A 22457-nucleotide genomic window follows, 5' to 3' on the forward strand; every position below is an offset into this window, starting at 1 on the left:
ACCGGCACAGGGAGCACCGACCATGGACCTCACCACCGCCACCCTGGCGCCCGGGGACGGCGACCGTATGAGCGGCCGGAGCTGGGGCGTGCTGCTGGTGCTGTGCGGAGCGATCTTCCTGGAGGGCATCGACATCGCCATGCTGAACGTGGCGCTGCCGTCGATCCGGGCCGATCTCGGGCTGTCCACCGGCGCGTTGCAGTGGGTGATGAGCGCGTACGTGCTCGGCTACGGCGGCTTCATGCTGCTCGGCGGGCGGGCGGCCGACCTGTTCGGACGGCGGCGGATGTTCCTGCTGCCGCTCGCGGTCTTCCTCGTCTTCTCGGGCCTCGGCGGCATCGCGGGCGACGGGTGGACGCTCGTCCTGGCCCGGTTCGTGACGGGTGCCTGCGCCGCGTTCATGATGCCCGCCGGGCTGTCCGTCATCACCACCGGCTTTCCCGCGGGGCGGCAGCGCACCAAGGCCCTGCTGGTCTACTCGGGCACCGGGGGCGGCGGCTTCTCCGTCGGGCTGGTCGCCGGGGGCCTGCTCACGGCGGCCGACTGGCGGTGGGTGTTCTTCGCGCCGGTCGTCCTGGCGGCCGTGATCCTCGCCGCGGGGCTGCCGCTCATTCCGCGTACGGAGGCGATACGCGCGAAAGAGGTGCGTGCGGCCGGGACGCGTGCGACGCCACGCCCCCGGCTGGACCTCCCCGGCGCTGTCACCGTCACCGGCGCGATCCTCCTGTTCGTCCTGACCGTCGAGCGCGCCTCGCACGCCCCGCCGGTCCGGACCCTGGCCACCTTCGCCGCCGCTCTCGTCCTCCTGCTCGCGTTCGTGCTGATCGAACGCCGGTCGGCGGCGCCGCTGGTGCGGCCGGGCATCTTCCGTACGCGCTCGCTGGTCCGCGCCGGCCTGACCGGGCTGCTGTTCACCGCCGGCTTCTTCGGGTTCCAGTTCATCGCCGTGCTCTACCTGCGCGAACTGCGCGGCTGGTCCACGCTGCAGACGAGTTTCGCGATGCTGGCCATGGGTGCCGACGTGGTCCTCGCGCCCGTTCTGACGCCCCGGCTGGTCCGGCGGTTCGGCACCGCGCGGGTGATTCTGGGCGGCCTGCTGCTGGCGGTCGTCGCGTACGCCGCCTTCCTGCCGCTCGGCATGGACCGCGCGTACGCCGCGATGTTCCCGAGCCTCCTGCTGATCGGCATCGCCTTCGCGCTGGTCCACGGGCCGCTCACGATCACCGCGACGGAGGGTGTCGCCGAGCACGAACAGGGTCTGGCCGCCGGGCTTCTGTACACGTCCTTGCAGTTCGGCGCCGCGCTGGGCCTGTCGGCTGCCACCGCTGTCGCCACGGCCGTCGCGGGCGCCGCCACGGCCCCCGGCGACGGCGGTCTCCTCACCGCGTACCGCGCCGCGCTCCTGGTGCCCCTTCTGACCGCTGTGCTCGCCGTCCTGATCAGCCCGCGGAATCACCGCAGCCGTCGGCTCCGCCCCCTCACGCCACCGAAGCCGGCCCTATGCGGTCCAGGGGCGCGGGGTGGTCGTGGTGAATAGGGGTGTGGGCGCCGGTCAGGGGGGTGCCGGTGCCGCCGCGGCGGTTGGCGACGATCTCGGCGGCGATGGACAGGGCCGTCTCCTCGGGGGTGCGGGCGCCGAGGTCGAGGCCGATGGGTGAGCGCAGGCGGTTGAGTTCGAGTTCGGTCAGGCCGATGGCGCGGAGGCGGGCGAGGCGGTCCAGGTGGGTGCGGCGGGAGCCCATGGCGCCGACGTAGGCGACGGGGAGGCGCAGGGCGCGTTCCAGGAGGGGGACGTCGAACTTGGCGTCGTGGGTGAGGACGCACAGGGCGGTGCGGGCGTCGAGTTCCTGGGTTTCGAGGTAGCGGTGCGGCCAGTCGACGACGACCTCGTCCGCGTCGGGGAAACGGGCGCGGGTGGCGAAGACGGGACGGGCGTCGCAGACGGTGACGTGGTGGCCGAGGAACTTTCCGGCGCGTACGAGGGCTGCGGCGAAGTCGATGGCGCCGAAGACGATCATGCGCGGGGCGGGGACGGAGGTCTCGACGAGGAGGCGGACGGGTTCGCCGCAGCGGGAGCCGTCGGCGCCGATCTCGACGGTGGCGGTGCGGCCGGCGTCCAGCAGGGCGCGGGTCTCGTGGGCGGCGGTGCGGTCCAGGCCGGGGTGGCCGCCGAGGGTGCCGGTGACGCCGCCGTCGGGGCGTACGAGCAGGGCGCCGCCCAGGAGGCGGGCCGGGCCGCCGACGACCCGGGCCACCGCCGCGGCTTCGCCCGAGGCCGCGGCGGCCAGGGCGGCGGTGAGGGTGGCGGCGCGGCCCGTACCGTCCTCCGCGCGGGCCGCGCCACCGTCACCCGGTGTGCCCCGCGTGCCCGGTGCGTCCGTTTCGTCCACGCCGTACGGCTGTACCGGAGTGACGAGGATGTCGATGACGCCGCCGCAGGTCAGGCCGACCGCGAAGGCGTCCTCGTCGCTGTAGCCGAAGCGCTCCACCACCGTTTCCCCGGTGCGGAGCGCTTCCAGGCACAGCTCGTAGACCGCCCCCTCCACACACCCGCCGGAGACCGACCCGATCGCCGTGCCGTCGCGGTCGACGGCCAGGGCGGCGCCGGGCTGGCGGGGCGCGCTGCCGCTGGTGGCCACGACGGTGGCCACCGCGAAGGGGCGTCCCTGCCGGGCCCACCGGTGCAGCTCGTCGGCGATGTCCAGCATGTCGGTCTCCTTACGGGTGGGTGCGGGGCGGGTGCTACTTGACGCCCAGCCAGTTCTCGATCGGGTGCAGCGCGAAGTAGACGAGGAAGATCAGGCTGAGTACCCACATGAAGGCGCCGACCTCCCGCCACTTGCCCTGCGCGGTCTTGATGGCGGTGTAGGCGATGACGCCCGCGCCGACGCCCGCGGTGATGTTGTACGTGAAGGGCATCAGCGCCACGGTGAGGAACACCGGGACCGACACGGATCGGTCGCTCCAGTCCACGTGCTTGGCGGCGCTCATCATCATCGAGCCGATGACGACGAGGGCGGCCGCGGCGACCTGGGCGGGCACGAGCTGGGTGAGCGGGGTGAAGAAGAGGCAGGCCGCGAAGAACAGACCGGTGACGACCGAGGACAGGCCGGTACGGGCGCCTTCGCCGACGCCGCTGGCCGACTCGATGAACACGGTCTGGCCGGACGCGCCCGCGACACCGCCGATCGCGCCGCCCGCGCCGTCGACGAACAGCGCCTTGGACAGGCCGGGCATCCGGCCCTTGTCGTCGGCGAGCTCGGCCTCCGTACCCACGCCGATGATGGTGGCCATGGCGTCGAAGAAGCCGGCCAGCACCAGAGTGAAGACGATCATGCCGACGGTGATCGCGCCGATCTGGTCCCAGCCGCCGAACTCCACGTGTCCGAAGAGCCCGAAGTCGGGCGCGGCCACCGCGCTGCCGTGCAGCTCGGGCGAGGTGCCGCCCCAGTCCTTGTCGGTCAGGCCGCCGAGGCTGGTGGCGAGGACGGACAGGACGGTGCCGATGACGATGCCGATGAGGATGGCGCCGGGGATGTTGCGGGCCTGCAACATGAAGATCAGCAGCAGCGTGACGGCGAAGAAGAGGACCGGCCAGCCGGAGAGTTCGCCGGTCAGGCCGAGCTGTACGGGGCCGCCGGCGCCCTTGCCGACGAAGCCGGCCTTCACCAGGCCGAGCAGGGCGACGAACATCCCGATACCCATGGTGATGGCGTGCTTGAGGGCCAGCGGGATGGCGTTCATGATCATCTCGCGGAGGCCGGTGACCACCAGGAGCATGATGACGACGCCGTACAGCACACACATGCCCATCGCCTGCGGCCACGTCATGTACGGGACGACCTGCGAGGTCAGCGCCGCGGACACGTTCAGCCCGGCGGCCAGGGCCAGCGGCACCTTGCCGACGAAGCCCATCAGCAGGGTGCAGACCGCCGCGCCGAACGCCGTGGCCGTCACCACCCCGGCGCTCGCCAGGGTGGTCTTCTCGACGTCCGGCGTGGCCAGGATGAGGGGGTTGAGCAGGAGGATGTAACACATCGCCATGAAGGTGGTGATGCCGCCGCGCACCTCGCGCGCGACCGTCGACCCTCTGTCGGATATGTGGAAGTACCGGTCGAGCCAGGACCGGCCGGCGGGCTGCCGCGAGCCGGCGCCCGCGTCTTCCGCCGTGGTCTTCGGCTCCAGGAACTGCTGGGTCATGGTGCCTTACTCCCAAGGTTCATAGGGGCCCTCGCGTCACGCGCGCACCGCGCCGCGAGATTTGGGATGGAACATCGGCTGCACGACCCGGGGGACGGCCCAGGCGCCTGCGGCGGGGCAGCCGTACGGCGGTGACCGGCACCGCGTACGGCTGCCCGGCCGGAGCGGCTATGTACCGGTGAGGTGCTCCGGACGGACCGGAGTCCTGTTCAGTTCGAGCCCGGTCGCGTTCCGGATCGCCGCGAGGACGGCCGGGGTGGACGACAGGGTGGGGGCCTCGCCGATGCCGCGCAGCCCGTACGGGGCGTGCTCGTCGGCGAGTTCGAGCACGTCGACCGGGATGGTCGGCGTGTCGAGGATGGTGGGGATCAGATAGTCCGTGAAGGAGGGGTTGCGCACCTTCGCGGTCTTCGGGTCGACGATGATCTCCTCCATCACCGCGACGCCGAGGCCCTGCGTCGTACCGCCCTGGATCTGGCCGACGACGGAGAGCGGGTTGAGCGCCTTGCCGACGTCCTGGGCGCAGGCCAGTTCGATGACCTTGACCAGGCCGAGTCCGGTGTCCACCTCGACGACCGCGCGGTGCGCGGCGAAGGAGTACTGGACGTGGCCGTTGCCCTGGCCGGTACGCAGGTCGAACGCCTCGGTGGGGCGGTGCCGCCACTCCAGCTCCAGATCGACGGCCTCGCCCTCCAGGACGTCCACGAGGTCGGCGAGCACCTCGCCGCCGTCGGTGACGACCTTGCCGCTCTCCAGGACGAGCTCGGCGGTGGCCCACGCCGGGTGATGGGTGCCGAACTTGCGGCGGCCCAGCTCCAGGACCTGCTCGCGCACGTGCTCGCAGGTGTTCTTCACCGCGCCGCCGGTGACATAGGTCTGGCGGGAGGCGGAGGTGGAGCCCGCCGAGCCGACCTGGGTGTCCGCCGGGTGGATGGTGACCTGCTCGACGCCCAGCTCGGTACGGGCGATCTGCGCGTGGACGGTGATGCCGCCCTGGCCGACCTCCGCCATCGCGGTGTGCACGGTCGCGACCGGCTCGCCGCCGACGACCTCCATGCGGACGCGGGCGGTGGAGTAGTCGTCGAAGCCCTCGGAGAAGCCGACGTTCTTGATGCCGACGGCGTAGCCGATGCCGCGCACGACGTCCTCGCCGTGCGTGGTGTTGGACAGTCCGCCGGGCAGCGCGCGGACGTCGGCGCCCTCGGTGGTCACCCACTGGTGCTCCGGCGGCAGCGGCATCGCCTTGACGCGGCGGAGCAGTTCGGCGACCGGCGCCGGGGAGTCGACCTGCTGCCCGGTCGGCAGCAGGGTGCCCTGCTCCATGGCGTTGACCTGCCGGAATTCGACCGGGTCCAGGCCCAGCTTCTTCGCCAGCTTGTCCATCTGCGCCTCGTAGGCGAAGCACGCCTGGACGGCGCCGAAGCCGCGCATGGCGCCACAGGGCGGGTTGTTCGAATACAGGGCGATGGCCTCGATGTCCACGTCCTCGACGGCATAGGGGCCGACGGAGAGGGAGGCGGCGTTGCCGACGACGGCCGGGGAGGCGGACGCGTAGGCACCGCCGTCCAGCACGATGCGGCACTTCAGGTGGGTGAGCTTGCCGTCCTTGGTGGCGCCGTGCTCGTACCAGAGCTTGGCGGGGTGCCGGTGGACGTGGCCGAAGAAGGACTCGAACCGGTTGTAGACGATCTTGACGGGCTTGCCGGTGCGCAGCGCGAGCAGGCAGGCGTGGATCTGCATCGACAGGTCCTCGCGGCCGCCGAAGGCGCCGCCGACGCCGGAGAGCGTCATCCGGACCTTCTCCTCGGGCAGGCCGAGGACCGGCGCGATCTGACGCAGGTCGGAGTGGAGCCACTGGGTGGCCACGTACAGGTCGACGCCGCCGTCCTCGCCCGGTACCGCGAGACCGGACTCCGGGCCGAGGAACGCCTGGTCCTGCATGCCGAAGACGTACTCGCCGGTGACGATCACGTCGGCGCGGCGGGCCGCCGCGGCGGCGTCGCCGCGCACGATGGGCTGGCGGTGCACGATGTTGGGATGCGGTACGTGCCCGGCGTGGGAGTCGTCGCGGTTCTCGTGGACCAGCGGCGCGCCCTCGCGGGTCGCGGACTCCTCGTCGGTGACCAGCGGCAGCTCGGCGTACTCGATTCTGATCTTGGCAGCGGCGCGGCGGGCGGTCTCCGGGTGGTCGGCCGCGACCAGCGCGACCGGCTCGCCGTGGTGGCGGACCTTGCCGTGCGCCAGGACAGGCGTGTCCCGGATCTCCAGGCCGTAGTTCTTCACGTCCGTGGGCAGGTCGTCGTAGGTGAGGACCGCGTACACGCCGGACTGGGCGAGCGCCTCGGAGGTGTCGATGGAGACGATCTCGGCGTGCGCGACGGTGGAGCGCAGGGTGAAGCCCCACAGCATGTCCTCGTGCCACAGGTCCGAGGAGTACGCGAACTCGCCGGTCACCTTGAGGGTGCCGTCCGGGCGGAGCGTGGAGGCGCCGATGCCCGCGTCGGTCTTGCCGCCCTGGGTGAGGTGGGTGGGCGTGCGGGTGACTCCGGTCATGGTCAGGCCCCCGTTCCGACGGTCCGCACGTCGCCGCGGGCGGCGGCGAGCCGGACCGCGTCGAGGATCTTCTCGTAGCCCGTGCAGCGGCACAGGTTGCCGGACAGTGCCTCGCGGATGTCCGCGTCGGACGGCTGGGCGTTGCGCTCCAGCAGTTCGTCGGCGGCGACCAGCAGACCGGGCGTGCAGAAACCGCACTGCACGGCGCCCGCGTCGATGAACGCCTGCTGGATCGGCGCGAGCCCGGCCTGCTCCCCCGTCCGGCCGTCGGCGCCGGCCGGCTTGGCCTGCCAGCGCCGCGCCGCGTCCAGGCTCGTACCGGCTGCATCGCCGGCCGCCGTGCCTGTCTCCGTCCCGCAGGCGCCGGTGGCGCAGCCGCCGCGCTGCGCGCGCTGCCCGGCGAAGTCGGCCAGCCCCTCGACGGTGACGACCTCGCGGCCCTCCGCCTGGCCGGCCGCCACCAGGCAGGAGCACACCGGCACACCGTCCAGACGGACCGTGCAGGAGCCGCATTCGCCCTGCTCGCAGGCGTTCTTCGAACCGGGCAGGCCCATCCGCTCGCGCAGCACGTACAGCAGGCTCTCGCCCTCCCATACGTCGTCGGCCTGCTGCTCGCGGCCGTTGACGGTGAATGTCACGCGCACTGGGCGCTCCTCTCGTTGCCGCGGTAGGACTCCCAGGTCCAGCCGAGGGTGCGGCGCGCCATGATCCCTACCGCGTGGCGCCGGTACTTCGCGCTGCCGCGCACGTCGTCGATCGGGTTGCAGGCGCCCGCCGCCAGCTCCGCGAACTGCTTCGCCACGGACGGCGGCACGGGCCGCCCCGACTCCCAGAAGCCGCCCTCCTCCAGCGCCGCCGCCAGGAACTCCTCGGCGGCCGTGGCGCGTACGGGGGTGGGCGCTGCCGAGCCGATGCCGGTCCGTATCGTCCGGGTGCGCGGGTGCAGCGCGAGACCGAAGGCGCACACCGCGATGACCATCGCGTTGCGCGTGCCGACCTTGGAGAACTGCTGCGGGCCGTCCGCCTTCGGCAGGTGCACCGCGCGGATCAGCTCGTCCGGCTCCAGCGCGTTGCGCTTGACGCCGAGGTAGAACGCGTCGATCGGGATCATGCGGCGGCCGCGGACCGACTCGGCCTCGACCTCGCCGCCGGAGGCGAGCAGCGCCGGGTGCGCGTCGCCGGCCGGGGAGGCGGTGCCCAGGTTGCCGCCGACGCCGCCGCGGTTGCGGATCTGCGGGGAGGCCACGGTGTGCGAGGCGAGCGCCAGGCCGGGCAGCTCGGCGCGCAGGTTCTCCATGATCTGCGTGTACGGCACGGACGCGCCCAGCCGTACGGTCTCCTCGCCCACCTCCCACTCCCGCAGGTCGTCGATGCGGTTCAGGTCGAGCAGGTACTCCGGGCGGCGGTGGTCGAAGTTGATCTCGACCATCACGTCGGTGCCGCCCGCGATCGGCACAGCGGTGGGGTGCTCGGCCTTGGCGGCGAGCGCCTCCTCCCAGCTGGCGGGGCGAAGGAAGTCCATACGGGGGCTCTCTTCCACGAATCTTCGGTGCGGCGGAACGCCGGGCCGGCCGGGCACCGGATCCGCTCGCGAAATCGGGTCGTCCGCTGCCCGGAACGAGGACTTTCGGCCCTCGCGTCCGCCGGGCTGTTCATGTCGTGTTTACGCGGTCGGGCCAAGTGAACGCGCCGGGCACCCGCCGGGTGCAGTCACCGAAACCATGAAGCGGTTGGCTGGCCACGGCGCATGTCTTGTAGATTCGAACGAAAGGCGGGGCCCAGAAACCTCGCGGCATTCCACCGGCAACATCGGACAGAAAAGAACGGCGGGCGAGAGACCATGCGGCTCCGCGCACTCCTGGACACCGGCACGCTCGGCCTGCGGCTGCTGGGCGGCGAGGAGGAACTGGACCGGACCGTGCGTGGTGTGATGACCACCGACCTGCGCGACCCCAGCCGCTACCTGTCCGGCGGCGAACTGGTGCTCACCGGGCTGGCCTGGCGCCGCGAGCCGACGGACTCCGAGCGGTTCGTCCGCATACTGGCCGCGGCCGGGGTCGCCGGACTGGCCGCGGGCGAGGCCGAACTGGGCTCGGTCCCCGACGACCTGGTGGCGGCCTGCGCCCGGCACCGCCTGCCGCTGTTCTCCGTCGTCGAGGCCGTCTCGTTCGCGTCGATCACCGAGTACGTCGTACGGCAGGTCTCCGGCGAGCGGGCGGGCGACCTGGCCGCCGTGGTGGACCGGCACCGCCGCCTGATGACGTCCGGGCCGGCCGGTGGCGGCCCCGAGGTCGTCCTGGACCTGCTCGGCTCGGACCTGGACCTGCGCGCCTGGGTGCTGTCCCCCACCGGCCGGCAGATCGCCGGGTCCACGCTGGCCGGGTCGGGCCCCGAGCTGCCCGCCGAGGTGGGCGCACGGCTGGCCGGGGAGCACCTGGCCGCGTCCCGCACCGGCCGCCGCGGCCCCTACCGGCTCCCGCTCGGCGGCACCACGTACTCCCTCTTCCCCATCCGGAGCACCGGCCGGGACCTGCGCGAGACCGTGCTGTCCGACTGGCTGCTGGCCGTCGAGGCGGACGCGGGCGACTGGGCCGAGGAGCGGCTGGACCTGCTGCACGGCGTCACCCAACTGATCGCCGTCGAACGCGACCGCCGCGACGCGGCCCGTACGGTCCGCAGGCGCCTCGCCCAGGAGGTCCTCGAACTGGTCCAGACGGGCGCCGCGCCCGCCGAGATCGCCGCGCGGCTGCGGGTGGCCGCCCCGGTGCTGCTGCCCGGACTGGGCACCGCCCCGCACTGGCAGGTCGTCGTCGCCCGCGTCGAGTGGGAGGGCGGGGACGTGCCCGGCGGGCCGGTCGCCCAGTCGCTCCTGGAAGAGGTGCTCGTCGACCCCGGTACGTTCGGGCCCGACCCGTCCGACCGGATCGCCGTCGCGCACACCGGCGACGAGGCGGTGGCCCTGGTGCCGCTGCCGGCCGTACCGGAGGACGGCGACGCGCGGGAGAGCCGGGACGCGTCCGCCGCCGGGCTCCAGGCCGACACCCTGCTGTCCGTCGTCCAGGAACCGCTGTCCCGCGGACTGGCCGACGACGGGCGGCTGACCCTCGGCGTCAGCGCCTCCGTCCACTCGGCGGAGGGCCTGCGCGGCGCCCTGGAGGAGGCCCGGCACGCCCGCCGGGTCGCCGCCGCCCGCCCCGGCCGGGTCTGCGCGGCGGGCCACGAGGAGCTGGCCTCGCACGTCCTGCTGCTACCCTTCGTGCCCGACGACGTACGCCGCGCCTTCACGGCCCGCCTCCTGGACCCGCTGCGCGACTACGACCGCCGCCACCGCGCCGAACTGATCCCCACCCTGGAGGCGTTCCTCGACTGCGACGGCTCCTGGACCCGCTGCGCCACCCGTCTCCACCTGCACGTCAACACCCTCCGCTACCGGGTCGGCCGCATCGAGCAGCTGACGGGACGCGACCTGGCGCGCCTGGAGGACAAGCTGGACTTCTTCCTGGCGCTGCGGATGAGCTGAGACGCGTACGCGGGCGGGCGGCAGGGCGCACATCCGGCCATAGCCGAATGGCGCGTATGTACCGCTCCGGCGGCCGATACACAACTGGTCACCTTCCGCCGTCAGTTGACTCACTGTCAGCAGTGCCGGGAAGCAACGGACCGGCATCACCCGTTCGGGCGTATCCCGGCAGCCCGGCCGAACGGCGCGCCCCGAGCCCCCGGCCCATGGGGCGCCCCACCCCGCCCGCCCCCCCGAGCGCGCCGTCGCCCCCGTAACGCGTCCAAGAGATTGTGAAATCATTCACCTTCCCCCTTGGCCGGGCGGCGGAATCCGTGCTGAGATGCGCCCACTGCTTCTCAGATCCAGCTCAACGGTGCGCTCGGGGAGGGCAATGTGGCGGACACCGCCATGTCAGGAGCCGCAGGATCCGCGGAAACGGTGGGAACCGCGGAACCGGCGAAACCCGCGGAAACCCCACACACCGCGGGGCCGGCGCCGGGGGTTCCGGCGGCCAGGTCGGCGGCCGGGGCGGACGCCCTGGGCCGCGCCGTGTGGCGGCTGCGGTCCCGTGGCTGCTGGGACGACGCGGCGGCGCTGCTGGAACCCCACGCGGCGGGATTCCCCCCGTACGCGATCCGCCGCGCCGCGCTCCTCGTGGAGCGCTGCATGTTCACCGCCACCGGCTGGGCCGCGGCCGAGGACGCGCTGCGCGCCGCCGAGGCGCTGGCGGGCGACAACGACGAGCGTGGCGCCGCGGCCTGCGAGCGCGGCCAGCTCGCGTACGCCGCCACGGTCCTCGGCGTGCGCGACCGCGCCGACGAGGCACGCTCCGCGCTCGGCCGCGCCGCGGCACTGCTGGCACCGGCGGCGCCCGGCCGCCCGATGCTGGACTTCCGGCGCGGCCTGATGGCCGAACACGTCGCCGACAGCCCGGACTCCGCCCGCGCCGCCTACCGCCGCGCCCACGCGGGCGCCACCGCGCGCGGCGACACCCTGCTGCTGTCCTTCACCTGGCGCCATCTCGCCGGTCTCGCCCTGCGCGACGGTGAACTGGCGGAGGCCCGGCACGGCTTCGCCGAATCGCTGCGCATCCGCGAGGAGCTGGGCTTCCTGGTCGGTACGGCGCCGGCCCTGGTCGCCCTCGCCGACGCGGCTCCGCCGGAGGAGGCGGAGGGACTGCGCGCCGAGGCCGCCCGCCTCTTCCGTCTCATGGGCGGCGTACCGACCTGGCTCGCCGAGCACCTCGCGGACGTACCGGTGGCGCCCGCGCCTTCGTAGGGCACGGCATGCCGCGCTGTCGGGGCATATGTCGCTCCGCGCGCCCCACGGACCCCGAATTTGGCCTCAAGTCGCACTGTCCGTGCGGGACTTGGCACTGGATGCTGGTGCGGTTGACTCCCAACCTTCGGCAGCGCCTTTCAGGAGGCCACACCTTGGCAGCAGGAGCACCGCACCCATCGGCCGGCCCGGACTGGGGAAAGGCGGATTTCGAGGCCATCTACGACCGTCCCGACCCGCGTACGTACTTCCGTACGCTGCGTCCGCTCGACTATCAGATCCCGCACCACGGCCAGGGCGTCTTCCGCGCCCTGGCCGAGTCCCTGCAACGGCGCCGCCCCGGCCGCCCGCCGCTCCAGGTCGTCGACCTGTGCTGTTCCTACGGCGTCAACGCCGCGCTGCTGAACCACAAGCTGAGCCTCGACGACCTGTACGACCGGTACACCGACGCCCAGGAGACCGGCGGTCTGCCGCCGGGCCGGCTGGCCGCCGAGGACCGGACGTTCTTCGACGAGCTGCGCCGTCCGGAAGCGGTACGGATCCTCGGCATCGACGCGGCCCGGCACGCGGTCGGCTACGCCGAGCGCGTGGGCCTGCTGGACGCCGGGTTCGCCGAGAACCTGGAGGCCGCGGAGCCCACCGGGCGGCTGCGCGACGCCTTGGCCGGCACCGACCTGATCACCGTGACGGGCGGCGTGGGCTACATCTCCGCCACCACCTTCGGCCGGCTGCTCGCCTGTACGCCCACCGCGCCCTGGGTCGCCGCGTTCGTCCTGCGGACCGTGTCGTACGCGCCGGTCGCCGCGCTGCTCGCGGACGCGGGCCTGGTGACCGAGCGGCTGCCCGCGCGCACCTTCCGCCAGCGCCGGTTCGCCGACCTCGCGGAGCGCCGGGCCGCCTTCGGCGCGCTCCAGGACCGGGACCTGGACACCACCGGCAAGGAGTCGGACGGCTTCTACCACGCGGACCTCTACCTCTCCCGGCCCGCGGCGGACGTGGCGGCGCTGCCTCTGGAGCGGCTGCTCCCCTGAGGCCCGTCGCCGCTCAGTGCGGGCGGCGGGCCGACGCCAGGTGTTCGCGGGCGATCCGCTCGACGATCGCGTACTCCCGGGCCATCAGGGCGTCCAGCAGCGCCGTGTGCTCGGACGCGGCGGCGAGCAGGTCGGCCGTGCGGAGCGGGGTGCCGCCGGGCGCCGGCCACTGCGTACGGCGGTGCAGGTCGTCGGCGACCAGGAGGAGCTGGCGGTTGCCGGTGAGCGCGAGCAGCGCGTGGTGGAAGGCGTGGTCGGCCTCCGCGTAACCGGCGCGGTCGCCGCGGGCGGCGGCCGCGACGCCGGCGGCGGCCAGCGGGCGCAGGTCCTCCCACCGCTCGGCCGGCAGCGCCCGGGCCAGCCGCAGCAGCGCCGGTATCTCCAGCATGGCGCGCACCTCGGCCAGCTCCGCGAGGTCGCGGTGGGTGCGCTCGGCGACGCGGAAGCCGCGGTTCGGGGCGACTTCGACCGCGCCCTCTCCGGCGAGCGTCTGCATGGCCTCCCGGACGGGCGTGGCGGAGACGCCGTAGCGGACGGCGAGCGCGGGGGCCGAATAGACCTCGCCGGGACGCAGTTCACCGGATATCAGGGCTTCGCGGAGGGCGGCGAGCACCTGGCCGCGTACGGAATGCCGCTGCGGCTGCTTGCGGGGCACGGCGTCGGTGGCGGAAGCGGGGGCCGGGACCGCCACCCCTCCTCGTACGCCGCCGGGCACTGCCCTGGAGGGCGCCGTGAGAGGGGACAGCGGCACGGGCACGAACGCCGTGGCGGGGTCGGGCACGCCGGGGTCGTGCTCGTACGCGGTGTCCGGCGCGCCGGGTCCGGTGGGCGCGGCAGGGTGCCGCGCGGGCACGTCGCGTCCGGTGTGCTCGCCCCGCACGGGCTGCGAGCCGCCCTGCGCGGGCACCTGGGCGCGCAGCCGCGGCGCCGGTTCCGCTCTGCCCTGCTCCATACGGGTTCCTCCTCACGTCCTCCAGCACCATAGGCGCCCCCTGTGACAGTTCAAACCCGGCTCAAAACCGCCGAAGATCGGGTAAGGTAAGCCTTACCTGCCAACGGACGTGATAACGGTGGTGCCCCGCATGGCCTCTCTGCTCGCCGCCCGGCCGCGCATCGAGCCCTTCGCCGTGGCGTACGCCCGGCTGACCGAGGTGTTCCCCACCCTGACGGTGACCGACTGGGAGGCGGCGGCGCCACACGGCGAGGGCTGGGTGACGGCCGCCGGGCTGGCCACCGACCCCGCGACCCTGGACGCCTTCCTGGCCTGGGACGACGCACAGGTGGTGGCGGACTACGGACAGCGGGCCCGCCCCGACGTCGTCGCCACCTTCGCGCTGCACCGCTACGCCTGGCCCGCCTGCCTGCTGATCACCATCCCCTGGTTCCTGCACCGGCGGGTGCCGCGGCTGCCCGTCGAGGCCGTCGCCCACCATCGCGAGCAGGGCCGGATGGCCGTACGGGTGCGCTCGTTCGCGTGCCTGCCCGGCGACCCGGCCGCCGCGCTGCCCGGGGCCCGGGTCGTCCCGGACGAGGAGGCCCTGCGCGCCGAGGTGCGGGAGGCGGTCGCCGAGCACCTCGGGCCGGTCCTGGACGCCTTCCGGCCCCGTATGCGGCGCGGTCCCCGGGCCCTGTGGGGCATGGTGTCGGACGAGATCGCCGAGGGCCTGTGGTACCTGGGCCACCTGCTGGGCGAGGAGCCGAGAGCGGTCGCCGAGCTGAAGCGGCTGCTGCCGGGCGGCACGGCCCCGTACCCGGGCGGCGCCGCCTTCCGCGAGCTGGCCGGTCCGGACGGTGCGGCGCTGCCCACCCGGGACCGGGCGAGCTGCTGCATGTTCTACACGCTGCGCCCCGAGGACACCTGTGTGACCTGCCCGCGTACGTGCGACGCGGATCGCATCAGCCGCCTCACCGCAACCACCTGACACCCACACCACCCGATCGAGTCGTCAAATTCGAACTCAACCCTGCTTCCCTCCAGGGGAGTTCGAGCCGAACACACCCATCCGTAGGTCTCCGCACTCCCTTGCGGTGCTCTTGCCCCGAAACCCCCCGGCGCGGCGGACGGATTCCGCCAGGATGTCGCGCGAACCGCGTACGCCGAGGGCAAGGGGTCCCTGGATGAGAATGACCGATATATCGCTGAATTGGCTGGCTCCGGGAGTGCTGCTGCTCGTCGGCATCCTCTCCGCCGTGTTCGTGGTCCTGCGCGGCAAGCGCTCGTCCGAAGCGGCGTCGGGGAGCGAGGACTCCTGGGAGCGCAGCGAGGAACGCAGGCGCCGGAAGGAGGCCGTCTACGGCACCGCCTCGTACCTGCTGCTGTTCTGCTGCGCCGCGGTGGCGGCGGCCCTCTCCTTCCACGGGCTGGTCGGCTTCGGCGTGACCAACCTCAACCTCTCCGGAGGCTGGGAGTACCTGGTGCCCTTCGGGCTCGACGGCGCGGCGATGTTCTGCTCCGTGCTCGCCGTGCGGGAGGCCAGCCACGGTGACGCGGCGCTCGGCTCGCGCCTGCTCGTCTGGCTGTTCGCCGGGGCCGCCGCCTGGTTCAACTGGGTGCACGCGCCCCGGGGCTTCGGCCACGACGGCGCGCCCCAGTTCTTCGCCGGGATGTCCCTGTCGGCGGCGGTCCTCTTCGACCGGGCGCTCAAGCAGACCCGGCGGGCCGCGCTGCGCGAACAGGGGCTGGTACCGCGTCCGTTGCCGCAGATCCGTGTCGTACGCTGGCTGCGGGCCCCCCGGGAGACCTTCGGCGCCTGGTCGCTGATGCTGCTGGAAGGCGTACGGACCCTGGACGAGGCGGTCGAAGAGGTACGCGAGGACCGGCGGCAGAAGGAGCAGAACCGTCACCGCAGGCGGGAGCGGGACAAGCTGGACCGCGCCCGCATCAAGGCGATCAACCGCCAGCACCGGCACTGGAGCCGCGGCCGCGGCGGCCGGCAGGTCCCGCTGACGGCCGGCGCCCCGACGGCGCACGGCTCACCCGCCGCCGCGCAGCAGGCCGGCGCGGAACCTGCGATAGCCGGCGACCCGGAATCCCTGCCGCCCGGACCGCTGTCCACGGGGTCCGACCCAGTGCATCCGGTCGGTTCCCGCCCGGCGCTGAAGGCCGTGCACGGCCCCGGCACCGATCCGGCGGGTCCGTACCGGCGGACCGTGGACCTGACCGCCGAGGACGACACCCAGGCACTGCCCCGGCTGGACTCCCTGGAGGAGAAACTGGCCCAGATCGAGAAGCAGTTCGGCTGACCCGCGGCGGACCGGGCCCGCACCCCCGGCCGAGGCCCTGTGGTCACATTCCCGTGGTTCCGCCCGGAGGGCGGGCCGCGCGGCGTCCGGTGCACTCCGCTGCGCTCCGTCTCGGCTCTTTCATCCATCCTTCGGAAGCCGAGCCGATCGCAAGGCGCCGGGGCGCCCTCGATGAGGGTCCCCCAGCGGTAGCCGGGGGAGCCGCGCGGCAGGCGGGGAGGTGACGACAGATCCTCAGTCAGGCCGGTCCGCCGCCCAGCTCGAACCAGACGCACTTGCCCACGCCGTGGGCCTTGACCCCCCACGCGTCCGCGAGGGAGTGCACCAGCATCAGCCCCCTTCCCGAGGTGCCGTCCGCCGTCGGCGGGCGCAGTCTGGGCCGCCGTCCCACGAAGTCCCGTACTTCCACCCGCAGCCGGTCGGTGACCGTGGCGGTCACGACGGCGCCCCCGTCGGTGTGCACGAGGGCGTTGGTGACCAGCTCGCTGATGAGCAGTTCCGCTATGTCGGCGTCCCCGGACTCCCCCCACTGGCGCAGGAGCTGACGCAGCTCGGCGCGTACGCCCGCCACCGCCGTTAGATCCGCTTGCCGCAGTGTGCGTTCCATCGTCCCCGGCAGCCGGGTGCCGTTGCGGACGCCGGCGCGTCCGTCCACCGGTCCGGCTCTGTCATCGCGCCGCACAGACTGACGCTTCATCCTCCCCGCCCCGTACGCATTTCCGTGCCGTGGTCTCGAACAGCTTCACGGTCATGCATTCCCACCCGACCCGGCGCCATGCTTCGGCCCACGAGACGGCACGACAGCAGACCGCAGGCATGTGCCCGCGGCTCACCTCGGGGAACGTCCCGTCAGAGCCCGCACCCGAGCTCCGCCGGGGGCGGGACCGCCCCCTCAAGGGCGCGGGATGTTGCGGAGGTTGGAGCGGGCCATCTGGAGCATCCGGCCGACCCCGCCGTCCAGCACGATCTTGCCGGCCGAGAGCGCGAAGCCCTGGACCATGTCCTTGCTGATCTTCGGCGGCATGGACAGCGCGTTGGGGTCGGTGACGATGTCGACCAGGGCCGGACCCTTGTGCTTGAAGGCGTCGCGCAGCGCGCCGCGCAGTTCCTTGGGCTTCTCCACCCGTACGCCGTGCGCCCCGGCGGCCCGCGCGATGGCGGCGAAGTCCGGGTTGTGGTTGTCGGTCCCGTAGGCGGGCAGGCCGGCGACCATCATCTCCAGCTCGACCATGCCGAGCGATGAGTTGTTGAAGAGGACCACCTTCACCGGCAGGTCGTGCTGGACGAGGGTGAGGAAGTCGCCCATCAGCATGGAGAAGCCGCCGTCGCCGGACATCGAGACGACCTGGCGGCGCCGGTCGGTGAACTGCGCGCCGATCGCCTGCGGGAGGGCGTTGGCCATCGATCCGTGGGTGAAGGAACCGATCACGCGGCGACGGCCGTTGGGACTGATGTAGCGCGCCGCCCAGACGTTGCACATCCCCGTGTCCACAGTGAAGACCGCGTCCTCCGCCGCCTCCTCGTCCAGCACGGACGCGACGTACTCGGGGTGGATCGGCGTGTGCTTGTCGACCTTGCGGGTGTAGGCCTTGACGACGCCTTCCAGGGCGTCGGCGTGCTTCTTGAGCATCCGGTCGAGGAACTTGCGGCTCTTCTTGGGCGTGACACGCGGATTGAGACAGCGCAGCGTCTCGCGTACGTCGCCCCAGACCGCGAGATCCAGCTTGGAGCGGCGCCCCAGCCGCTCCGGACGCACGTCGACCTGCACGATCTTCACGTCGTCCGGCAGGAAGGCGTTGTACGGGAAGTCCGTGCCCAGCAGGATCAGCAGGTCGCACTCGTGCGTGGCCTCGTAGGCCGCGCCGTAGCCGAGCAGACCGCTCATGCCGACGTCGTACGGATTGTCGTACTGGATCCACTCCTTGCCGCGCAGCGCGTGGCCCACCGGGGCCTTGAGCCGCTCGGCGAACTCCATCACCTCGGCGTGTGCCCCCGCGGTGCCGCTGCCGCAGAACAGCGTGATCTTGCCGGCGTCCTCGATCATCCGGACCAGCCGGTCGATCTCCGCGTCACCGGGGCGCACGGAGGGGCGCGAGGTGACCAGCGCGGTCTCGATGGAGCGCTCGGGCGCCTCCTCGTCGGCGATGTCACCGGGCAGCGAGACGACCGCGACGCCGCTGAGCCCGATGGCGTTCTGCACGGCGGTCTGCAGCACCCGCGGCATCTGGTCCCGGGTGGAGATCATCTCGCTGTAGTGGCTGCATTCGGTGAACAGCCGGTCGGGGTGGGTCTCCTGGAAGAATCCGGTGCCGATCTCGCTGGAAGGGATGTGCGAGGCGAGCGCGAGCACCGGGGCCATCGAGCGGTGGGCGTCGAAGAGGCCGTTGATCAGGTGCAGGTTGCCGGGGCCGCAGGAGCCGGCGCAGGCCGTCAGCCGGCCAGTGATCTGTGCCTCGGCGCCCGCCGCGAAGGCGGCGACCTCTTCGTGGCGGACCTGCACCCAGTCGATCGCGGCGTTGCGGCGGATCGCGTCGACGACGGGGTTGAGGCTGTCGCCGACGACTCCGTAGAGCCGCCGCACGCCGGCGCGCACCAGAATGTCGACGAACTGCCCGGCCACGGTCTGTTTCGCCATGTCGCCTCGCTCCTCCGGTGCTGGACCGAGGGGCGGGCACCTGCCCGACAATGGCCCTTTTATGGCATTCCTTCGGTTCTACCACTCCCCCGGGCCCGTGTCCGGCCGGACTACGCCTGCCGCGTCACTTCGGTGCCGCCGCGCGCACCACCGCGCCCGCGTGTCACTCCGGTCCCTCCCCGCCCACCCCGTCGCGCCCCTCCCAGACCGCCACGGCCGTGCGGTCCCGGCCGTACCCCTCCGCGTGCAACCGGACGTCGGCCAGGAACGACGCGAGGCCCGGTGGCCCGCCGCCGGACCAGCGGGCGGCCAGCCGGCCCGCGAAACCGGCCGCCTCGGTCAGCGGGCCGGCGAACCCGGCGCTGCACAGCAGCAGGGTGTCGCCGGGCCGGGTCACACAGGCCCGGAAGCGGAACGGCTCCGGCCACGTCCGCGGCGCGGGCTCGTACGGCGGACGCCACTGCTGCCCGGACGGCGCGCGGGGCAGGCCGGGGAGGGCACCGCCCGGGTCCGGTCCGGACGGGACGAGGCCGGGACCGGCGTCGGACGGCAGGCGCAGGTATGGGCCGGTGCCGGACGGCAGACCGGGATCAGGGCGGGTGTCGGGCGGCAGGCGCAGGTCGGGGCGGGTGTCGGACAGCGGGCGGAGGTCGGGGCGGGTGTCCGGTGGCCGCTGGACGCCCCGACGGAGCGCGTCCGTGGCGGGGTCGCCGGGAAGCGGCCAGGGCGGCGTGGCGCCCGGCGCCTCCTGCGCGCGTGCCTCACCGTCCGCGGAGCCGTCGCCCGGCTGCCCGGCGGCGTCCGGGCCGGTCCCGGCGACTGCCGCGTCCTGCCGGGGCGGCGCGGGCTCCAGGTCCTGCCAGGCGCCGTTGCGCAGCCGGAGGAAACCACCCGCCCCGACACCGAAGAACACCCGGGTGCGGCAGGCCGGATCGGCGGGCAGCAACAGGCAGCGCAGCGCCGCCGTGTACTGCTCGGGGGCCATGCCCTGCTCGCCCGCGTCCGCGCGGAGCCTGCCGTAGCTGCGGTCGGTGAGGCGGTGCAGGCCGGATTTGAGGGCGCAGCGGTCACCCGTACGGACGTCCTCGGCCAGCCGGGGGTAACTGCGGCCGACGGCGCCGCCGATCCAGCGGCAGACGTCACGGGCGGCACGGTGGGCGCCCGCGTACGCGTACGCCCCGCCGTCGCCCCCGGCCGCGGTGGCCACGGCGACCAGGATCAGGGCCTGCTGCCCGGCGCCGAACCGGGCGGTGAGCAGGGCGTCCCCGCGTGGCTCGGCCCGGCGGCGGGCCGCTTCGCCGCGCAGCGAGGCGGCGCGCAGGGTGAGCGGGCCGTATCCGGCGCCGTCCAGTTCCGTGTCGGGTACGAGGTCGTCGAGGGCGGCCGGGTCCGCGGTGGGCAGGGCCATCGGCTCGGGGGCGGCTCCGGATGCCCGGCTCACCGCGCGGAAGGCGGAGTCCACACGGTCGTCGAGCGTGTCCGGGGCCGTCGCGGGGCCGGTGTCCCGCGCCGCTTCGCCGTGGTCCTCGTACAACTCCCGCCACCAGGAGTTCTCGTGGTGGCGCCGATCCCCCTGTGGGTTCATGCGGCGTATTGTCCACCGGCCGGCGGCCCGGAGACAGGGGCACGGCGGGCTCCCGGCGGGTACGCGCCACGGAGGGTGCCCGGCCGGTTCCGGCCACCGCGGGCACCGCACCCCGGCCCCGGCGCCCCGGCTCGCGCTGCCGGGACCGCGGTACCCCGGTCCCGGCAGCGCGGTCCCGGCGGTCGGGCCACGGACGCCCCGCCCCGGGCCCCGGCCGAGGAGCGCGCCGGGCCCGCTTCCGGCACGCTGGGGCCATGGGCGTGTGGCAGTTGCTCGCGGTCGGTCTCGTCTTCCTGCTCGGCCTGCTCGGCGTGCTGGTCCCCGGGGTGCCGGGGCCGCCGATCGTGTGGGCGGGCGTGCTGTGGTGGGCGATGACCGAGCAGACCTCTCTGGCCTGGTACGTCCTGTTCGGCGCGAGCGCCGTGCTGCTGATCGGCCAGGTCCTCAAGTGGCTGCTGCCGCCACGCGACCCGAAGGCCGCGGGCGCGCCGTACCGCACGCTGTTCCTGGCGGGCGTCGCGGGGATCGCCGGTTTCTTCCTCGTACCCGTGGTGGGGGCCGTGCTGGGCGCGGTCGGTGTGCTGTACCTGCTGGAGCGACAGCGGCTGGGCAGTCACGGTGACGCGTGGGCCGCCACCCGTACGGCCATGCGGTCCATCGGGTTCGCCGTGCTGACCGAACTCCTCGCCTGCCTGCTGGTGGTGGGCGCCTGGACGGGAGCGGTCATCGCGAGCTGACCCTCCTGGGGGCCGGTACCGGTCTCCTGCCACAGGTGGTGCAGGGCGTACGACCGCCACGGCCGCCACGCGTCCCGGGCCGCCCCGCCGCTGTCGCCGCCCACCGGCCCCACGTCCGGGTCGCCCAGCGCCCGCATCCTGATGTACGCGGCGGCCGCCGGGCCCACGCCGGGCAGGGCGCGCAGGGCCCGTCCGGCGGCCTCCCGGTCCGCGCCCGCGTCCAGCGTGACCGCGCCGTCCGCGAGCGCGGTGCACAGTGCGCGCACCGCGTCCGGCATCTCGTCGCCGGTCAGCGCGGCGGGCCCGGGAAAGAGATGGGTCAGTGCGCCGTCCGCCGCGTCCAGCGGCTTCCCGTACGTCCGTACCAGCTCGGCGGCGCGCTCGGGCGGCCCGCCGAGGACGGTCCGTACGGCCAGTTCCTCCGGGTCGGCGGCGCCCGGCGAGCGCAGCCCGGGGCGGGCCGCGACGAGCGGCCCGAGCAGCGGGTCGGAGCCCAGCCGCTCGGCGACGGCGAACGGATCGGCGTCCAGGTCGAACAGGCGGCGCATCCGCTGGACGGCGGTGGACAGGTCCCGCAGGTCGGTCAGGTGCAGGCGGCACTCCAGCCAGCCGCCGTCCGTACCCCGGGCGGCCGCGCCCACCGGTCCGGCGCGCGGTCGGCGCGGCGGCCGGGCCCCGGTGTGCTCGTCGACCTCGGCGACACCGCTGCCGTGGGCCAGGCGCAGCGTACGGCGGTACGTACGGGCGCCCCGGCCGCCGCGTACCTCCTCCACGCCGGGCACCGCGCGCACCTGGAGGAAGTCGAAGATCTCGGCGGCCGCGTACGGCCCCCGGTAGGCGAGCCGCAGCGGCACCCCGGCAGGCGCCGCCTGCCGCACGGCCCCGGCCCTGTCCCCACCCGGCACGCCCTTGTCCGCCCGGGCCCCCGCCGCCGCTCGCAGCTCGCTCGGCGTACTGGCGTAGATCTCCCGCATCGTGTCGTTGAACTGCCGGATGCTGGCGAATCCGGCGGCGAAGGCCAGGTCGGTGACCGGCAGGCCGGTGGTCTGGAGCAGCAGGCGGGCGGTGTGCGCACGCCGGGCCCGCGCCAGGGCCACGGGTCCGGCGCCCAGCTCGGCGGTGAGCTGCCGCTGCACCTGCCGCGCGCTGTAACCCAGCCGCCGCGCGAGCCCGCCGACGCCCTCCCGGTCGACCACACCGTCGCCGATGAAGCGCATGGCACGGCCGACCAGGTCGGCCCGGACGTTCCACTCCGCCGACCCCGGCACGGCATCCGGACGGCACCGGCGACAGGCCCGGAACCCGGCGCCCTGCGCGGCCGCCGCGGACGGGTAGAACCGCACGTTCGCGCGCTTGGGGGTGACGGCCGGGCAGCTCGGGCGGCAGTAGATGCCGGTCGTCACGACGGCGAAGAAGAACTCCCCGTCGAAGCGCGCGTCCCGGCTGGACACCGCCTCGTACCTGGTCTCGTCATCCATCACACGATCCAGTGTGCGCCACGCCCCGGCCGGCTTCTGGCGGAAATCGGACATCACGCCGGGGCGGGGCCCGGTCCGGCCCACCCGCCAAGACCTGGAGAAGTTCACTCCGCGGCAGGCGCCCCCGTTATGTTTTCCGCGGTCCTGCAAGAGGGCCGCTGGCCTCCGGGCCCGGCATGACTGTGTCCCCCTGTCGAACGGATGACCTGGGGGGG

16 protein-coding genes and 1 pseudogene are annotated in these 22457 nt (G+C 73.8%); 7 read left to right on the forward strand and 10 right to left on the reverse strand.

Translation table 11 applies throughout. The annotated features are described in order from the left end of the window. The first annotated feature begins 67 nt into the window (after positions 1-67). Complete coding sequence (locus ACZ4QV_RS31060; RefSeq protein ID WP_361151720.1) at positions 68-1537, forward strand: MFS transporter; 1470 nt, start codon at positions 68-70, stop codon at positions 1535-1537. Here ACZ4QV_RS31060 and ACZ4QV_RS31065 read toward each other — a convergent pair. The 5 genes from ACZ4QV_RS31065 to ACZ4QV_RS31085 form a co-directional block, all read right to left on the reverse strand. Next, on the reverse strand, positions 1479-2708 hold the full coding sequence (locus tag ACZ4QV_RS31065; protein WP_361637228.1) for an XdhC family protein: 1230 nt from the start codon (positions 2706-2708) through the stop codon (positions 1479-1481). The genes ACZ4QV_RS31060 and ACZ4QV_RS31065 overlap by 59 nt on opposite strands. A gap of 34 nt (positions 2709-2742) precedes the next feature. Continuing rightward, a complete protein-coding gene (locus ACZ4QV_RS31070) occupies positions 2743-4200 on the reverse strand; it encodes an NCS2 family permease (RefSeq protein WP_361583417.1) in 1458 nt (485 codons plus the stop codon). Between the two features lie 168 nt (positions 4201-4368). Next, positions 4369-6753: a xanthine dehydrogenase family protein molybdopterin-binding subunit gene (locus ACZ4QV_RS31075; protein ID WP_361583414.1), complete on the reverse strand. Its 2385-nt coding sequence runs from the start codon at positions 6751-6753 to the stop codon at positions 4369-4371. 2 nt (positions 6754-6755) lie between these two features. After that, on the reverse strand, positions 6756-7397 hold the full coding sequence (locus tag ACZ4QV_RS31080; RefSeq protein WP_361583411.1) for a (2Fe-2S)-binding protein: 642 nt from the start codon (positions 7395-7397) through the stop codon (positions 6756-6758). Next, on the reverse strand, positions 7388-8275 hold the full coding sequence (locus ACZ4QV_RS31085; RefSeq protein WP_361583408.1) for an FAD binding domain-containing protein: 888 nt from the start codon (positions 8273-8275) through the stop codon (positions 7388-7390). The genes ACZ4QV_RS31080 and ACZ4QV_RS31085 overlap by 10 nt, the downstream gene beginning before the upstream one ends. Before the next feature lie 318 nt (positions 8276-8593). Here ACZ4QV_RS31085 and ACZ4QV_RS31090 point away from each other — a divergent pair, with 318 nt between their 5' ends. From ACZ4QV_RS31090 to ACZ4QV_RS31100, 3 genes are all read left to right on the forward strand, one after another. Beyond that, positions 8594-10273, forward strand: a complete 1680-nt coding sequence (locus ACZ4QV_RS31090) for a PucR family transcriptional regulator (protein WP_361151704.1) — start codon at positions 8594-8596, stop codon at positions 10271-10273. 390 nt (positions 10274-10663) lie between these two features. Next, positions 10664-11533 carry a hypothetical protein gene (locus ACZ4QV_RS31095; RefSeq protein WP_467763694.1) on the forward strand — a complete coding sequence of 290 codons (870 nt, stop codon included), beginning with the start codon at positions 10664-10666 and terminating at the stop codon, positions 11531-11533. Between the two features lie 155 nt (positions 11534-11688). Next, the gene (locus ACZ4QV_RS31100; RefSeq protein WP_361151701.1) at positions 11689-12564 is read left to right on the forward strand and encodes a hypothetical protein; all 876 of its coding nucleotides are present in this window, start codon (positions 11689-11691) and stop codon (positions 12562-12564) included. A 13-nt stretch (positions 12565-12577) separates the two neighbouring features. Here ACZ4QV_RS31100 and ACZ4QV_RS31105 read toward each other — a convergent pair whose 3' ends face one another. Continuing rightward, a complete protein-coding gene (locus ACZ4QV_RS31105; RefSeq protein WP_467763691.1) occupies positions 12578-13516 on the reverse strand; it encodes a GntR family transcriptional regulator in 939 nt (312 codons plus the stop codon). Positions 13517-13646: 130 nt separating this feature from the next. On the opposite strand from ACZ4QV_RS31105, the gene ACZ4QV_RS31110 reads away from it, so the two are divergent. Together ACZ4QV_RS31110 and ACZ4QV_RS31115 are read left to right on the forward strand one after the other, a co-directional pair. Continuing rightward, the gene (locus ACZ4QV_RS31110) at positions 13647-14486 is read left to right on the forward strand and encodes a (2Fe-2S)-binding protein (RefSeq protein ID WP_361583402.1); all 840 of its coding nucleotides are present in this window, start codon (positions 13647-13649) and stop codon (positions 14484-14486) included. A gap of 196 nt (positions 14487-14682) precedes the next feature. Further along, positions 14683-15807 (forward strand): DUF2637 domain-containing protein, encoded by a 1125-nt coding sequence (locus ACZ4QV_RS31115; protein WP_361151697.1) that lies wholly within the window; start codon positions 14683-14685, stop codon positions 15805-15807. 238 nt (positions 15808-16045) lie between these two features. Here ACZ4QV_RS31115 and ACZ4QV_RS31120 read toward each other — a convergent pair whose 3' ends face one another. The 3 genes from ACZ4QV_RS31120 to ACZ4QV_RS31130 all read right to left on the reverse strand — a co-directional run bounded on the left by ACZ4QV_RS31120 (position 16046) and on the right by ACZ4QV_RS31130 (position 20027). Beyond that, a complete protein-coding gene (locus tag ACZ4QV_RS31120; protein WP_361151972.1) occupies positions 16046-16414 on the reverse strand; it encodes an ATP-binding protein in 369 nt (122 codons plus the stop codon). Between the two features lie 285 nt (positions 16415-16699). Further along, the gene (locus ACZ4QV_RS31125; RefSeq protein WP_361151693.1) at positions 16700-18442 is read right to left on the reverse strand and encodes a pyruvate dehydrogenase; all 1743 of its coding nucleotides are present in this window, start codon (positions 18440-18442) and stop codon (positions 16700-16702) included. A 163-nt stretch (positions 18443-18605) separates the two neighbouring features. Further along, the gene (locus tag ACZ4QV_RS31130) at positions 18606-20027 is read right to left on the reverse strand and encodes a protein phosphatase 2C domain-containing protein (protein ID WP_361583398.1); all 1422 of its coding nucleotides are present in this window, start codon (positions 20025-20027) and stop codon (positions 18606-18608) included. Between the two features lie 254 nt (positions 20028-20281). On the opposite strand from ACZ4QV_RS31130, the pseudogene ACZ4QV_RS31135 reads away from it, so the two are divergent. Then, a pseudogene (locus tag ACZ4QV_RS31135) lies at positions 20282-20758 on the forward strand (DUF456 domain-containing protein); the annotation flags it as partial. On the opposite strand, the gene ACZ4QV_RS31140 reads toward ACZ4QV_RS31135, so the two are convergent. Further along, entirely contained in the window at positions 20641-22242 is a 1602-nt protein-coding gene (locus ACZ4QV_RS31140) for a DNA-3-methyladenine glycosylase 2 family protein (RefSeq protein WP_361583395.1), read from the reverse strand. The pseudogene ACZ4QV_RS31135 and the gene ACZ4QV_RS31140 overlap by 118 nt on opposite strands. Between the last annotated feature and the right edge of the window lie 215 nt (positions 22243-22457).

It is taken from the genome of Streptomyces sp. NPDC026394, from assembly GCF_055567735.1.